Here is a 14,710-nt window from a genome sequence, read left to right on the forward strand (position 1 = left end):
TCTATGTGGCTTTTTCATTTTTACCATCACCCTGCCAGCATAGGGGACTTACCCTGTGCTTTCCCCACTGTGCTACACTCCGTCGCAATTCTTACGTTGTGGATTTGCTATGAAACGAGAACTTGCTATCGAATTTTCCCGTGTAACTGAAGCCGCTGCACTTGCTGGCTATAAGTGGCTTGGCCGGGGAGATAAAAATGCCGCAGACGGTGCGGCCGTGAATGCCATGCGCATCATGCTCAATCAGGTTGATATTGACGGGCAAATTGTTATTGGCGAAGGGGAAATTGATGAAGCCCCGATGCTGTATATCGGTGAAAAAGTGGGGACCGGCAAAGGCGACGCAGTTGATATTGCTGTTGACCCCATTGAAGGCACCAGAATGACTGCAATGGGCCAGGCTAATGCGCTGGCTGTGCTGGCTGTTGGCGATAAAGACTGTTTTCTGAATGCACCCGATATGTATATGGAAAAGCTGATAGTGGGCCCGGATGCCAAAGGTGCTATCGACCTCAACCTGTCACTCAGCGAAAACTTGCGCAATATCGCTTACGCTATGGCAAAACCATTGAGTGAACTCACCGTCACTATCCTGGCAAAACCCCGCCATGAGAAAGCCATCGAGGAAATGCAAAAGCTGGGCGTGCGCGTTTTCGCCATTCCTGATGGTGATGTAGCAGCCTCAATTCTGACTTGCATGCCTGATAGCGAAGTGGATGTCCTGTATGGCATTGGCGGTGCGCCAGAAGGTGTGGTGTCTGCGGCTGTTATTCGGGCTCTGGATGGTGATATGCAGGGTCGGTTAGTTGCCCGTCATCATGTTAAAGGCGATACCCCTGAAAACCGCTCTCTCGGCGAAAAAGAATTACAACGTTGCCAGGAAATGGGTATTGAAGCCGGCAAAGTGCTGGTACTCAGTGAAATGGCCAAAAGCGATAATGTGATTTTCTCGGCAACCGGCATTACCAAAGGTGATTTACTCGATGGTATTTCCCGCAAAGGGAATATGGCCACAACAGAAACCCTGCTAATTCGCGGTAAATCACGTACGATTCGCCGTATCAAATCCATTCACTACCTCGATCGCAAGGATTCGGGTGTGCAGGTGTATATTGTGTAACCGTTTGTCTTCTTGAGCTTTCCAGCCCTTTTGGGCTGGAAATGTTGTGCAGACCTGGCGAAGATTAATTAAACATCATCACAGGAGTGCTTTATGGCTGACTGGGTTACCGGCAACGTTATCAATATCAATCACTGGACAGAGACACTGTTCAGTCTGACACTCAACGCCCCTGTCGCTCCTTTCACCGCCGGGCAATTTGCCAAACTAAGCCTGGAAATTGACGGTGAACGTGTCCAGCGAGCGTATTCTTACGTCAATGCACCAGCTAACCCAAATCTTGAGTTTTATCTGGTGACAGTTCCGGGCGGCAAACTGAGCCCACACCTGAGTGCCCTCAAACCTGGTGACCCGATACAAGTTACCGCATCGGCTGCGGGCTTTTTTGTGCTGGATGAAGTTCCGGATTGCCAAACGCTCTGGATGCTGGCGACAGGTACGGCTATCGGGCCTTATTTATCCATACTTCAGCAAGGTGATGACCTCGAACGCTTCGAACATATCGTCCTGGTTCATGCCGTACGCCATGCTGCCGACTTAAGTTACCTGCCATTAATGCTTTCGCTTCAGCAACAACTGAATGACAAGCTGCGCATTCAAACCGTAGTCAGCCGGGAGACCACCACGGGAGCACTCACCGGGCGGATACCTGCATTGATAGAAAGTGGAGCATTAGAAGCGGCGACCGGGCTGGCTCTGGATCCCACCACCAGCCATGTGATGTTGTGTGGCAACCCAGACATGGTAAGAGACACGCAGACACTACTTAAAGAAACCCGCGGTATGACAAAACACTTACGCCGCCGCCCGGGGCACATGACGGCGGAACATTATTGGTAATTAACGGTATTTAACTTCCTGCGTTGCCTGACCGTATTTATTTTCTCCCTGGGTGCCTAAAAACGCGCCCAGGTCGAGGAGCATCATCACCATAATCAGAGTAGGTATAAAGCGCCCTACCGCCCAGACCCAGATACCTCCCAGCATACTCCAGTTCCCCGCCAGCAACATCCAGGCAAGAATCATTAAAAATGCCCAGGCTCCCGATTTGCCACGGTCATGCAACCGTTTAACTACAACGGCTGAAGTCGGCCACAGCAGGCAAACCAGAATAAATGCAGCAGTTTGTGTGCTGAGCATTTGATTACCGGCAAGCGTAAACAACAGCGACATAGCTACTGCCCACGCAACAATCCAGACCCAGAAATCACGGCGGCCAATACGCCCCCGAAAAGAAAACAACCAAAGCTGTATGGTCATAAACGTACCCTGTTTATCATAATGCGGATAGTTTACCCTGGCTGGAGCTGTTTTTGACAAGCGCACAGGATATCGTTTTAATCGTTTCACCAATCTCAGGGGGAGTGAGAATGAATGAAATACTTGTTAACCGCGCTTGCAGCACTCACATTATTGACTTGTGCAGCCTATGGCAAAGCGGAGCAAGGAGAACCCAAAGCGCCTGTCGCTGCGTACCTGCTACCCGGTGCACCGGTATTCAATATCTCGATTTCCGATTTCCGTGAACGTTTCAATCACGATAATCCCACATTACAACTCAATGAATTTCGTGCCATTGAGGTCAACGACCCCAAGGTTTTATTACTGCGAGCTGCAACAAAAATTAATGAAAATCTCTATGCATCAGCAGCACTTGAGAGGGCGACACTCAAAATCAAAAGCATCCAGATAACCTGGTTACCGATTCAGGGGCCAGAACAGGCAAACGCGCGGGCAAAAGCTCTGGCCTGGATGAAAGCGTTAATCAATCATTTCAACCCTAATTATTCGGCACAACAAAGTGCAAATCTGCTCACCAAATTGTTGTCTGCCGGAAAAAACAAAAGTTATTACGCTCAAACGGAAGGGGCGTTACGCTATGTTGTGGCAGATGACGGTGAAAAAGGGCTAACTTTTGCTGTTGAACCGGTTAAGCTGGTGCTATCTGAAGCGCTTGAAAACAGCAATCAATGATAAAAAGCAAAGCCTTTAGAGCTGTGAATCTCTATACTATGTTACAGACCCGCTGCCTGCCATGGCAGCACTATTTTTATTTCTTACCACCTGGAGAATAAGATGCGACATCCCTTAGTGATGGGTAACTGGAAACTCAACGGCAGCACACACATGGTTCACGAGCTGGTGACTAACCTGCGTAAGGAATTATCCGGTGTTGTGGGTTGTGGTGTTGCGATTGCCCCTCCGATGATGTACCTCGACCTGGCAAAACAGACTGCAGCTGGCAGCCACATTCACCTGGGCGCACAAAACGTTGATCTGAACCTGTCTGGCGCATTCACTGGCGAAACGTCCGCTGCAATGCTGAAAGATGTGGGTGCAAAATATATTATTATTGGTCACTCCGAACGCCGCACCTACCACGCTGAATCCGATGAACTTATCGCGAAAAAATTTGCTGTCCTGAAAGAACAAGGTCTGATCCCGGTTCTTTGCATTGGTGAGACTGAAGCAGAAAACGAAGCAGGTAAAACAGAAGAAGTTTGTGCCCGCCAGATTGATGCCGTTCTGAATACTCTTGGTGCTCAGGCTTTTGAAGGTGCAGTTATCGCTTATGAACCCGTGTGGGCAATTGGCACTGGTAAATCTGCCACTCCGGCACAGGCTCAGGCTGTTCACAAATTCATTCGTGATCACATTGCAAAAGCTGATGCAGCAATTGCTGAACAAGTTATCATCCAGTACGGCGGCTCCGTTAATGCGGGCAACGCAGCTGAACTGTTTGGCCAGCCGGATATCGACGGTGCGTTGGTTGGTGGTGCTTCACTGAAAGCAGATGCCTTCGCTACTATCGTTAAAGCAGCAGCAGAAGCGAAAAATGCCTGATAAGCATTAATCGCCCTGCGGTTAAAAGGCCCTGCAGGAGAGCACTTACGTTGTAGTGCCTGCTCAGGGCTTTTGTGTTTCTGGTGTGGTCAAAATTGCGCAGGTATGATCCTGTAACACTTCTGCCGATGCCGGGTTGCCGTGCAATAAGTCACGCTCCGTTGCCAACGCCAGTAATTTCCCACTTTTCAGTGCCACCAGCGCCAGGCTGAAATGCCCCATCTGTTTTGCTGCCCCACCAACCTGCTGTGCAAAGTTAATAAACAAACTTTGGTTTTTCAGTTCCTCTGGGGTTAATGTTCGTGCCAGCCACTCTTCACCAGCCAGATTATCCGGGAATGGCTGCCATTGAGCCCCAACAGCATACTGAAACTTGTCAATGGTTTGGCGAATATCGTTGCGCAGGCAGGAGATATGAATATGTAGCTGGTTCTGTGTTCTGCCAGTTGGTGAATTTATTGCCAACGAAATCGCAGTATCCGGTACAGGCGCCCCTCGTTTTTCTGCCATTACACCGCGTTCATGCCAGGCGTCCCAGAAAAAATTCGGCGTTGTGGGGGAAAGCAGTTCAGGGCTCTCAATGCCCGTTATACGCTCAACCGGCATTAACAAAAATTGCAGAGGACCATTGAGATCCTTCAATAGCACATACCCTTGTTGCAGGTTTACTTCTTTACAAGGTGCTGGATTATGATTCTTCTGCTCACCCGGTACACATTTTTCACTGACAATGCGCCACAGGGCCCCGGCCTTCCACTCTCGTTCATGCCAGTACCAACCTCCCGCCGCACCAGCTACAACTAACACTGCGAAAAATAACCCTAAATACTTTTTGCGATGACGGACCATCATTGTGCTCCTGAACGTAAAAAAACGATGACCTGACAGCCATCGTCCTGTTTTTCAACTCAAATCACAATGACAGTTTTGTTAACAATCACCGCTGACTGATTTGGTCAAATGTACCGCCGCTGGCAAAGTGTATTTTCTGTGCCTGTGCCCAGCCACCAAATTTTTCATCAATAGTGAAAAGCTTCAACTCAGGAAACTGTGCCCTGAACTGTTTAGCAACTTCCGGGTCACGCGGACGATAAAAGTTACGAGCGACAATCTCCTGCCCTTCATGAGAGTAGAGATGCTGCAAATATGCCTGAGCGATATCTCGTGTGCCTTTTTTATCCACTACCTTATCGACCACTGAAACAGTTGGTTCGGCCAGAATCGATTCACTCGGCGTCACTATTTCAAACTGCCCGTGTCCCAGAGTCTTCTCCGCCAGCAGTGCTTCGTTCTCCCAGGCAATCAACACATCGCCAATTCCCCGTTCAACAAAGGTGTTCGTTGCACCACGCGCTCCGGAATCAAGCACTTCAACATTATGATATAACGCTTTAACAAAAGCCTGAGCCTTCTCCTGAGAACCATTGTTGTTATCCAGCGCATAGCCCCAGGCAGCCAGGTAATTCCAGCGTGCACCACCAGAGCTTTTCGGATTCGGGGTAATCACCGAGATGCCAGGTTTAACCAGATCATTCCAGTCATGAATATTTTTCGGGTTGCCTTTACGTACCAGGAAAACAATGGTTGAAGTATAAGGTGCTGAATTATCTGGTAACCGTTTGATCCAGTCTTTAGCAATGCGCCCACGCGCAGCAATCGCGTCAATATCCCCTGCCAGAGCCAGCGTCGCCACATCAGCATCAATTCCATTAATAATTGACGTTGCCTGTTTACCTGAGCCGCCATGAGACTGACGAATAATCACATTGTCGCCCGTTTTTGCTTTCCACCAGGCACTGAACGCTTTGTTATATTGCTCATAGAGCTCACGCGTGGGGTCATAAGACACATTTAATAATTGGATGTCTTTAGCCATAACACTGGCAGATGCCAGCAGCAAAACCGCTCCAGGAAGCCATTTTTTCATCACGGGTTCTCTTATCAGGTCGAATGGTGTCAGCCTGCCAGAAAATTTCTCGCTAATTAAAGAATTAAAAAAAATTGGCTATAACTATAAGGAATAATTGAAGGGATAAAAAAGCCGGAAAACATCTCCGGCTTGTAGCAGGCAGGCTGTCAGTACAATTTCTTCGCGCAGTTCAGCCAGTCGCCTTTGAATGGACGTTTCATGTTCTCAATAGCATCGATAATATCGTGGTGTACCAGTTTTTCATTCTGAGTACCCACACAACGGCCACCATACCCCTGCAACAGTAGTTCAATTGCATAAGCGCCCATACGAGAAGCCAGAATACGGTCGTAAGGAACCGGAGAACCACCACGTTGAATATGCCCCAGCACAGTCGAACGCGTTTCACGACCAGTTTCAGTTTCAATGTATTTGGATAATTCATTCACATCGCAAATGTGCTCAGTAATTGCAACAATTGCGTGTTTTTTGCCTTTGGCAATACCAGCCTTAATTTCGGCAACCAGATCTTCGCGGTTAAATTCTACTTCCGGCAGTACGATAAACTCACACCCACCAGCAATGGCTGCAGCCAAAGTCAGATCACCACAATAACGGCCCATTACTTCAACAATTGAGATACGCTGGTGAGATGATGAAGTATCTCGCAGGCGGTCAATCGCTTCAACAACGGTACTCAAAGCTGTGAAGTAACCGATAGTGTAATCCGTTCCAGCTACATCGTTATCAATAGTTCCAGGCAGACCAATGCATGGGAAGCCCATTTCAGTCAGGCGTTTTGCCCCCATATAGGAACCATCCCCACCGATCACGACCAGTGCATCAATGCCACGTTTTTTCATGTTTTCGATTGCGACACTGCGAACATGCTCTTCACGGAACTCAGGGAAGCGAGCGGACCCCAGGAATGTCCCGCCACGGTTAATCATATCGGACACACTATAACGGTCCAGGTTAATCATACGGTCTTCATACAAACCCAGATAGCCATCATAAATCCCACAAACTTCCAGACCTTCTGTCAATGCGGCACGCACAACTCCACGAATCGCTGCGTTCATGCCCGGTGCGTCACCACCGCTTGTCAAAACACCGATTTTTTTAATCATGACTACCTCTGAACTTTGAATGCAAAATGAATACTGTTGCCAGAACCGCCTGCGGATAAACTGGGGGTTACAACACTTACCGCAATAGTATATCAACCGGTTCTTGCTGAATTGATTCAGGTCAGGCCAAATGATGGTTATTTATACTGAAAATGGCGACCTGGCTCACTTTTTTACACCTCTCCATTAACGCTCGAAATGTCCCTGTAATTCCTGCGGTACTACCGAACAAGGATCCTGATGAATAATGACATCTGCACCATGAAAATGGTCACGAATTGCCTGCTCCACCGCTTCAGCAATACGGTGCGATTCAACCAATGGTAAATCGTCATCCATTTCCAGATGCAATTGAATAAAACGAGTCGGCCCTGACTGCCTTGTCCGCAGATCATGGGTCCCTTTCACTTCAGGCCATTGACCAGCGATGCGAATAATTTCCTGATGGTCACTTTCCGGTAGGGCCCGGTCCAGCAAGGACTGAACTGCTTCGTACCCCATACGTAAAGCGTTATATAAAATATAAATGCCAATACCTAAAGCGAAGAGTGAATCCGCGCGGTGCCATCCATACCATGACAGACCCAGCGCAACCAGGATGGCTCCATTCATCATAACATCAGACTCATAATGAAGCATGTCTGCCCTGACAGCCTGGCTACCCGTTTTACGAACCACCCAGCGCTGGAATGTCACCAAAATGATAGTACTGATTAATGCCAGAACAGTGACAATCACACCTACACCAGCATCACGCATCGGTTCTGGTTGTGCAATATGTTGAATTGCCGAGAGAAATAAAAATAATGCCGAACCCGAAATAAACATGCTCTGCGCGAGTGCCGCCAGAGACTCGGCTTTACCATGGCCAAAAGTATGTTCATCATCCGCTGGTTGAAGGGAATAGCGAACGACCAACAAGTTGGTTAAAGATGCTGCAATATCGACCAGTGAATCGACTAAAGATGCCAGAATACTCATTGATCCTGTTAACCACCAGGCAACTATTTTAATGCATAACAATATGCAAGCAGTTGTCGTTGCAGCTAAAGCTGCACCTCTGACAAGACGACCATAATTTTGATTCATAACACCTCCAGAAAACCTGGGTGCCAGTATAATCAATTTGAGTATATTTAAAGGCAAAAAAAAGCCCCGCCGGTTGGCGGGGTAAGACAGGGATGGTGTCTATGGCAAGGAAAACAGGGTTCATCACTGGTTACTACGATTACTGCTATAAAACTCTTCAGAAGACACATTCTGTAACTCTGCAATTTCTCGCAAAACGTTCATTCGTTTGCTGTGCTTCTTCTGCAAAAGCGCTTTCTGTTCAGACGTTAACAGGTTGTACATTTGGTGCTGTACTCTGGCCATTTCGACCTGGCGATCCACCTGTTCTTGTGCCATTTTTTCTGCCTGAGCACGAACAGCACTTTCATCAAACCGATTTTCTGTGACCAGTTTATGCATGGTCTCAATTTCATTCAGGTTTACAGGCGGTAAACTGTATCTCGCCCTTTGCATTAAATCTCGCATCTGCTGTCGCTGTTGTTCGGTTAAACTAATACCATCGAACATGTGACTTTCAATATTGAAACGTGATGCGTTATTCGTTTGCTGGTGCCAGTTATCTGCAAAAAATGTTTCATCGGCGTGGCTGTTGCAGCTGATAAAAACAAGCGCTGATGCCAAAGAAACTGCGATAACTTTGCACATTACATGCTCCTGAATCCTTATGCTCCGTGAGTCGACGTTATGCAGTCTACGATTAACGCTGCAAACATGCGTCAGGGGGTGTAAAACAACGTAAAGTCATGGATTAGCCGTGCTGGATGACGTAATTTCTGCCTCGGAGGTATTTAAATAATGAATAAGATACTGTTAGTTGACGATGACCGAGAGCTTACATCCCTGTTAAAGGAATTGCTCGACATGGAAGGTTTTAATGTATTGGTAGCTCATGATGGGGATCAGGCTCTCAGCCTCCTCGATGACAGCATCGATCTTTTGTTGCTTGATATCATGATGCCCAAGAAAAATGGCATTGATACGCTGAAAGAACTTCGGCAAACATACCAAACTCCAGTCATCATGCTGACAGCGCGCGGTAGCGAGCTGGATCGTGTTCTGGGGCTGGAACTGGGAGCTGATGATTACCTGCCTAAACCCTTTAATGACCGGGAACTGGTTGCCCGTATTCGCGCAATTTTACGCCGCTCGCACTGGAGTGAGCAGCAACAAAGCAACGACAACGGCACACCAACACTGGAAGTTGATTCTCTGAGCCTGAACCCAGGGCGCCAGGAAGCCAGCTTCGATGGGCAAACACTGGAACTGACCGGTACAGAATTTACATTACTGTATTTGTTGGCCCAACACCTTGGACAGGTTGTCTCCCGCGAACATTTAAGCCAGGAAGTGTTAGGTAAGCGGTTGACGCCTTTTGACCGGGCAATTGATATGCATATATCCAACTTGCGCCGTAAATTGCCCGAACGTAAAGATGGGCATCCGTGGTTCAAAACATTACGTGGGCGTGGGTATCTGATGGTGTCCGCTTCATGATAGGCAGCCTTACCGCCCGTATATTTGCTATCTTCTGGCTTACGCTCGCTTTGGTGCTGATGCTGGTGTTGATGTTACCCAAACTCGACTCCCGGCAAATGACCGAGCTGCTCCAAAGTGAGCAACGCCAGGGCATGATGATAGAACAACATGTTGAAGCGGAACTGGCTAATGACCCACCGAACGATTTAATGTGGTGGCGGCGTCTGTTTCGGGCAATAGATAAATGGGCGCCACCAGGTCAACGCTTATTGCTGGTCACCAGTGAAGGGCGGGTTATTGGTGCCCAACGCAATGAAATGCAAATTATCCGTAACTTTATCGGTCAGTCGGATAACGCAGCACACCCACAAAAGAAAAAATATGGTCGGGTTGAGCTGGTCGGCCCCTTTGCTGTTCGTGATGGCGAAGACATGTATCAGCTTTACTTAATTCGCCCGGCAAGCAGCTCTCAGTCGGATTTTATTAATTTATTGTTCGACAGACCATTGCTGTTGCTCATTGTCACAATGTTAGTCAGTTCTCCACTTTTGCTATGGCTGGCATGGAGCCTGGCACGTCCGGCGCGCCGGCTTAAACTGGCCGCAGATGAAGTGGCTCATGGGGATCTTCGCCAACACCCTGAGCTCGAATCAGGCCCACAGGAGTTTCTGGCAGCCGGTTCAAGTTTCAACAAAATGGTCACTGCTCTCGAAAGGGTCATGACCTCACAGCAGAGGCTGCTGTCTGATATTTCCCATGAACTGCGTACACCATTGACCCGCCTTCAACTGGGTACCGCGTTGTTGCGGCGACGTGCTGGCGAAAGTAAAGAGCTGGAACGTATTGAAATGGAAGCACAGCGCCTGGACAGCATGATTAATGACCTGCTGGTCATGTCGCGTAATCAGCAAAAAAATGCGCTGGTTAGTGAAACGATGAAGGCCAACCAAATCTGGAGCGAAGTGCTGGACAATGCGGCATTTGAAGCGGAGCAGATGGGCAAATCACTGGAAGTCACCTATCCACCCGGCCCATGGTTGCTTTATGGCAACCCTAATGCGCTGGAAAGTGCGCTGGAAAATATTGTTCGCAATGCGCTGCGTTATTCGCATACCCATATTGCAGTAAATTTCTCGGTTGATAACCAGGGGATTACTGTTACGGTGGATGACGATGGCCCAGGCGTCAGCCCGGAAGATCGGGAACATATTTTCAGGCCATTTTATCGCACAGATGAAGCCCGGGACCGGGAATCTGGTGGTACAGGGTTGGGGCTGGCCATTGTCGATAGCGCCATTCAGCAGCACAGAGGCTGGGTCAAAGCCGATGACAGCCCATTAGGCGGATTACGCTTAGTATTGTGGTTACCGCTTTATCATCGTACAAACTGAGGCCTTCACGGCCTCTCGTTTTACTGCACGGTTAAATTTGCTATTCTTGCGCCCCTGACCAGGGGGTTGTTGTATGTTGAATATCGTTTTGTTTGAGCCCGAGATCCCACCGAATACCGGGAATATTATTCGCCTGTGTGCCAATACAGGTTTCCGTCTGCATATCATTGAACCCATGGGTTTTACATGGGATGACAAGCGACTGCGCAGAGCCGGGCTGGATTACCATGAGTTTACGGCGGTTATACGTCATCACGACTACCCGGCTTTCCTTGAAAAAGAACAACCGGGCCGGCTATTCGCACTCACCACAAAAGGTACCCCAGCGCACAGCGCAGTGGCATATCAGCAAGGTGATTATTTGATGTTTGGCCCGGAAACACGCGGCCTGCCAGCATCAATTCTCGATACATTTCCTGCTGAACAGAAAATTCGTATCCCTATGGTAGCTGACAGCCGGAGTATGAACCTGTCTAATTCTGTTGCTGTCGTGGTATATGAGGCCTGGCGCCAACTGGGCTACGATGGCGCAGCACCACGCAGTTAAATACCATCGCCATCTTCGAAGCCGTGATTCAGGGCATTAAAGAGCTGGTCCATATCCATTGATGGCTTCTCGCTGTCGGGTTTACCGACTACACGAGCCGGCACTCCTGCTGCTGTGGTATGTGCAGCCACGGGCTGTAACACAACGGAACCAGCTCCAATTTTGGCTCCCCGGCCCACTTCAATGTTGCCGAGAATTTTTGCTCCCGCACCAATCATGACACCTTCGCGAATTTTCGGATGGCGATCACCACTGGTTTTACCTGTCCCGCCCAACGTCACCGACTGGAGAATAGACACATCATCCTCCACCACAGCCGTTTCACCGATCACGATACCTGTCGCGTGATCCAGCATGATCCCTCGGCCTATGCGGGCAGCGGGATGGATATCAACCTGAAAAGTTACTGAGACCTGGTTTTGCAGAAAAATCGCCAGAGCTTGCCGCCCCTGCCCCCACAACCAGTGACCAATACGATAAGCCTGCAACGCATGGAACCCTTTCAGATATAACAATGGCGTTGAATACTTATCTACTGCCGGGTCGCGCGTGCGCACAGCCTGAATATCGCAGGCCGCAGAAGCTATCATTTCAGGATCAGCAGAATAGGCTTCTTCCACTACTTCACGGATGGCAATCGCTGGCATAATAGCTGAAGCAAGCTTATTCGCCAGCATATAACTGAGCGCACTACCCAAATTTTCGTGTTTAAGTAATGTCGCATGATAGAAACTCGCCAGCATCGGCTCACAATCGGCCAATGCCCGGGCTTCGGCTTTAATGTTCTTCCAAACCAGGTCAAGTTCTTCACACGGCATTGTTTTCTCCAGACAGAAATAAGAAACCGGCGACATATGCATATGCCACCGGTTTTAATCATAAACACGCGTTCCGTGTCAGTGACTGCTTTCATCCTTGCGCGCACGACCAAGTAGTGTCAGCGCGGCGTCCCGGGCATCTTTATTACAGTATAATACCTGATAAATTTGCTCAGTTATTGGCATTTCTACACCATAACGTTGCGCCAGAGCCCGCACCTCTTTGGTATTTCGATACCCTTCGACAACCTGACCAATTTGATCCTGAGCAGACTGCACATCCGCGCCCTGCCCCAGCATCATACCGAAGCGCCGGTTACGAGACTGGTTGTCGGTACAAGTCAGGACTAAATCACCTAACCCGGCCATTCCCATGAAAGTTGTTGGGTCTGCACCCAGAGCAGACCCCAAACGCGACATCTCTGCCAGCCCACGGGTAATCAACGCAGTTCTGGCATTAGCGCCGAAACCAATCCCATCAGACATCCCGGCACCAATAGCAATCACGTTCTTCACCGCGCCACCCAACTGCACGCCGATAAAATCCGGGTTGCTATACACGCGGAAGCTTTTCCCGCAATGCAGCAGATGCTGCAGGTCAGCCGCAAACTTGTCATCTGTGGCCGCCAGCGCAATGGCCGTTGGCAAGCCAGCCGCCAGTTCTTTAGCAAATGTTGGGCCTGACAATACCGCCAGAGGGATAGTGTCACCCAGCTCATCTCTTGCAACATCCTGCAGCAAACGCCCGGTCTCTGCTTCAAGACCTTTTGTGGCCCAAACAACCCGGGCATCGGGGCGCAGCAGTGGCTTAAGCTGACGCAGAACATCACCAAAAACATGACTTGGCACTACAACCAGAACATTACGGCTGGCAGCCAGTGCCTTTGCCAGAGAGCTTTCCGGATGGAGAGTATCAGGGAATGCAACGTCAGGAAGGAATGCGGCATTGCATCGCTCTGCCGCAAGTGTGGCGATATGGGCGGGATCATGCCCCCATAAAACCACATGGTGGCCATTACGTGCGACGGTAATGGCCAGTGCTGTGCCATAAGAGCCGGCACCAATCACGGTCATGGAGGCATTCATTGTCATCAGGCGTCCTGATGTTCTTCCGTACCTTCACCTGACTGCTGCTGCAGGTAATTCATAAACAGCGCGTCAAAGTTTACCGGAGCCAGGTTCAACTGAGGGAATGTACCACGAGAAACCAGGCTGGTAATGCATTCGCGAGCATACGGGAACAGAATGTTAGGGCAATAAGCCCCCAGGCAATGCGCCAGTTGTGTACCTTCAATACCACCGACAGTAAAAATACCGCCCTGCTGAACTTCACACAGGAAAGCGGTTTCTTCTTCTACTGTAGCCGTCACAGTAACACGCAAAACCACTTCGTACACATCATCAGCTAACTGGCTGGAGGCAGTATCCAGATCGAGTTTTACTTCTGGTTGCCAGTCTTTCTGGAAAATGTGCGGTGCATGAGGCGCTTCGAAAGAAATATCCTTGGTGTAAACGCGCTGAATCTGAAAAGACATTTCAGTATTATTTTGTTCTGACATGTGTCAACCCTTAACGTTTTGTCCTTAATATCATTAATGGACAGCTAAAAAATTAGTTTAACAGGGGATCAAGTCCACCACGAGCGTCCAGCGCATACAAGTCATCACAGCCGCCAATGTGCTGTTCATCAATAAAAATCTGCGGAACTGTACGGCGCCCACTACGCTCCATCATCTGGGTACGTAACCCATCATCTCTGTCAATAATGATTTCGTTGAAAGAGACACCTTTACTTTTCAGCAGCGCTTTAGCACGTGAGCAGTAAGGACAGGTTGTTGTGGTATAGATCTCAATATTAGCCATCACAACTCCTCATTTACCGGTTATTTACCGCGCACCAGAGGCAAATTCTCACCACTCCAGCCCGCGACACCTTCTTTCAATACGGTCACTTGTTCGAAACCCGCTTTACTCAGTGCGCCAGCCAGTTCCTGCGAAGACATACCGTTGGCATCAACTACAATGATGGGTTTGTTTTTATGTTTTTCAAGCTCGCCCACATTGCCAGCTTTGATTTCGTTAGGCAGCACATTGATTGCATTGGCAATATGCCCTTTACGGAAATCATCACGCTGGCGCACGTCCACGACCACCGCATCTTCTTTGTTAATCAACCGTGTTGCTTCACCACGTGAAATCACTTTCACTTTAGAGGCAAGGCCTTTGAAAGTAGTAACCAGCACAGCCAGTAATAAGCCAACCCAGGCGATACTCAGCACCGGATGACGGCTAACAAATTGCATAATCTCTTGCATGGGGGGTTGTAACTCCCGAATCAGTGAAAAAACCAGGAAAGGAGTATACCTGCGCGTTGTTCTAAATACAGCCAAAGAGCATCAGGTTA

Annotated in this window: 18 protein-coding genes; 7 read left to right on the top strand and 11 right to left on the bottom strand. The window is 48.9% G+C overall.

What is annotated here, in order from left to right:
- Positions 1–109 precede the first annotated feature (109 nt).
- On the top strand, positions 110–1,120 hold the full coding sequence (gene glpX / locus A9B99_RS07230) for a class II fructose-bisphosphatase (RefSeq protein WP_064596137.1): 1,011 nt from the start codon (positions 110–112) through the stop codon (positions 1,118–1,120).
- A gap of 93 nt (positions 1,121–1,213) precedes the next feature.
- Positions 1,214–1,960, top strand: a complete 747-nt coding sequence (gene fpr, locus A9B99_RS07235; RefSeq protein WP_064596139.1) for a ferredoxin--NADP(+) reductase — start codon at positions 1,214–1,216, stop codon at positions 1,958–1,960.
- Here the strand turns inward: fpr and A9B99_RS07240 are convergent, their stop codons facing one another.
- Entirely contained in the window at positions 1,961–2,380 is a 420-nt protein-coding gene (locus A9B99_RS07240; RefSeq protein ID WP_064596141.1) for a DUF805 domain-containing protein, read from the bottom strand.
- Between the two features lie 114 nt (positions 2,381–2,494).
- Between A9B99_RS07240 and A9B99_RS07245 the strand changes: the two genes are divergently transcribed.
- Positions 2,495–3,094, top strand: a complete 600-nt coding sequence (locus A9B99_RS07245) for a DUF1454 family protein (RefSeq protein WP_064596142.1) — start codon at positions 2,495–2,497, stop codon at positions 3,092–3,094.
- A 102-nt stretch (positions 3,095–3,196) separates the two neighbouring features.
- A complete protein-coding gene (gene tpiA, locus A9B99_RS07250; RefSeq protein WP_064596143.1) occupies positions 3,197–3,964 on the top strand; it encodes a triose-phosphate isomerase in 768 nt (255 codons plus the stop codon).
- A 63-nt stretch (positions 3,965–4,027) separates the two neighbouring features.
- Here the strand turns inward: tpiA and A9B99_RS07255 are convergent, their stop codons facing one another.
- From A9B99_RS07255 to cpxP, 5 genes are all read right to left on the bottom strand, one after another.
- Positions 4,028–4,813, bottom strand: a complete 786-nt coding sequence (locus A9B99_RS07255) for a CDP-diacylglycerol diphosphatase (protein WP_064596287.1) — start codon at positions 4,811–4,813, stop codon at positions 4,028–4,030.
- 88 nt (positions 4,814–4,901) lie between these two features.
- Positions 4,902–5,891: a sulfate ABC transporter substrate-binding protein gene (locus A9B99_RS07260; RefSeq protein WP_064596145.1), complete on the bottom strand. Its 990-nt coding sequence runs from the start codon at positions 5,889–5,891 to the stop codon at positions 4,902–4,904.
- Positions 5,892–6,040: 149 nt separating this feature from the next.
- Positions 6,041–7,003 (bottom strand): 6-phosphofructokinase, encoded by a 963-nt coding sequence (gene pfkA, locus A9B99_RS07265; protein WP_064596147.1) that lies wholly within the window; start codon positions 7,001–7,003, stop codon positions 6,041–6,043.
- 186 nt (positions 7,004–7,189) lie between these two features.
- Positions 7,190–8,092 carry a CDF family cation-efflux transporter FieF gene (gene fieF / locus A9B99_RS07270; RefSeq protein WP_064596149.1) on the bottom strand — a complete coding sequence of 301 codons (903 nt, stop codon included), beginning with the start codon at positions 8,090–8,092 and terminating at the stop codon, positions 7,190–7,192.
- 123 nt (positions 8,093–8,215) lie between these two features.
- Positions 8,216–8,719, bottom strand: coding sequence for a cell-envelope stress modulator CpxP (gene cpxP, locus A9B99_RS07275; RefSeq protein ID WP_064596151.1), 504 nt, complete (start codon positions 8,717–8,719; stop codon positions 8,216–8,218).
- Between the two features lie 150 nt (positions 8,720–8,869).
- On the opposite strand from cpxP, the gene cpxR reads away from it, so the two are divergent.
- The 3 genes from cpxR (at position 8,870) to trmL (ending at position 11,488) form a co-directional block, all read left to right on the top strand.
- Positions 8,870–9,568 carry an envelope stress response regulator transcription factor CpxR gene (gene cpxR / locus A9B99_RS07280; RefSeq protein WP_036115795.1) on the top strand — a complete coding sequence of 233 codons (699 nt, stop codon included), beginning with the start codon at positions 8,870–8,872 and terminating at the stop codon, positions 9,566–9,568.
- Positions 9,565–10,941, top strand: a complete 1,377-nt coding sequence (gene cpxA, locus A9B99_RS07285; RefSeq protein WP_064596153.1) for an envelope stress sensor histidine kinase CpxA — start codon at positions 9,565–9,567, stop codon at positions 10,939–10,941. Before cpxR ends, cpxA begins: the two co-directional genes overlap by 4 nt.
- A 73-nt stretch (positions 10,942–11,014) precedes the next feature.
- Positions 11,015–11,488 carry a tRNA (uridine(34)/cytosine(34)/5-carboxymethylaminomethyluridine(34)-2'-O)-methyltransferase TrmL gene (gene trmL / locus A9B99_RS07290; RefSeq protein ID WP_064596155.1) on the top strand — a complete coding sequence of 158 codons (474 nt, stop codon included), beginning with the start codon at positions 11,015–11,017 and terminating at the stop codon, positions 11,486–11,488.
- Here the strand turns inward: trmL and cysE are convergent.
- The 5 genes from cysE to A9B99_RS07315 all read right to left on the bottom strand — a co-directional run bounded on the left by cysE (position 11,485) and on the right by A9B99_RS07315 (position 14,621).
- On the bottom strand, positions 11,485–12,306 hold the full coding sequence (gene cysE / locus A9B99_RS07295) for a serine O-acetyltransferase (protein ID WP_064596157.1): 822 nt from the start codon (positions 12,304–12,306) through the stop codon (positions 11,485–11,487). The two genes, trmL and cysE, sit on opposite strands and share 4 nt — an antisense overlap.
- A gap of 78 nt (positions 12,307–12,384) precedes the next feature.
- The gene (gpsA, locus tag A9B99_RS07300) at positions 12,385–13,401 is read right to left on the bottom strand and encodes an NAD(P)H-dependent glycerol-3-phosphate dehydrogenase (protein ID WP_156519017.1); all 1,017 of its coding nucleotides are present in this window, start codon (positions 13,399–13,401) and stop codon (positions 12,385–12,387) included.
- Entirely contained in the window at positions 13,398–13,865 is a 468-nt protein-coding gene (gene secB / locus A9B99_RS07305; protein ID WP_036115781.1) for a protein-export chaperone SecB, read from the bottom strand. Before secB ends, gpsA begins: the two co-directional genes overlap by 4 nt.
- A 52-nt stretch (positions 13,866–13,917) precedes the next feature.
- The gene (gene grxC / locus A9B99_RS07310) at positions 13,918–14,169 is read right to left on the bottom strand and encodes a glutaredoxin 3 (RefSeq protein ID WP_064596160.1); all 252 of its coding nucleotides are present in this window, start codon (positions 14,167–14,169) and stop codon (positions 13,918–13,920) included.
- A gap of 20 nt (positions 14,170–14,189) precedes the next feature.
- On the bottom strand, positions 14,190–14,621 hold the full coding sequence (locus A9B99_RS07315) for a rhodanese-like domain-containing protein (protein ID WP_064596162.1): 432 nt from the start codon (positions 14,619–14,621) through the stop codon (positions 14,190–14,192).
- Between the last annotated feature and the right edge of the window lie 89 nt (positions 14,622–14,710).

It is taken from the genome of Mangrovibacter phragmitis, assembly GCF_001655675.1.
Taxonomy (GTDB): Bacteria; Pseudomonadota; Gammaproteobacteria; order Enterobacterales; family Enterobacteriaceae; genus Mangrovibacter; species Mangrovibacter phragmitis.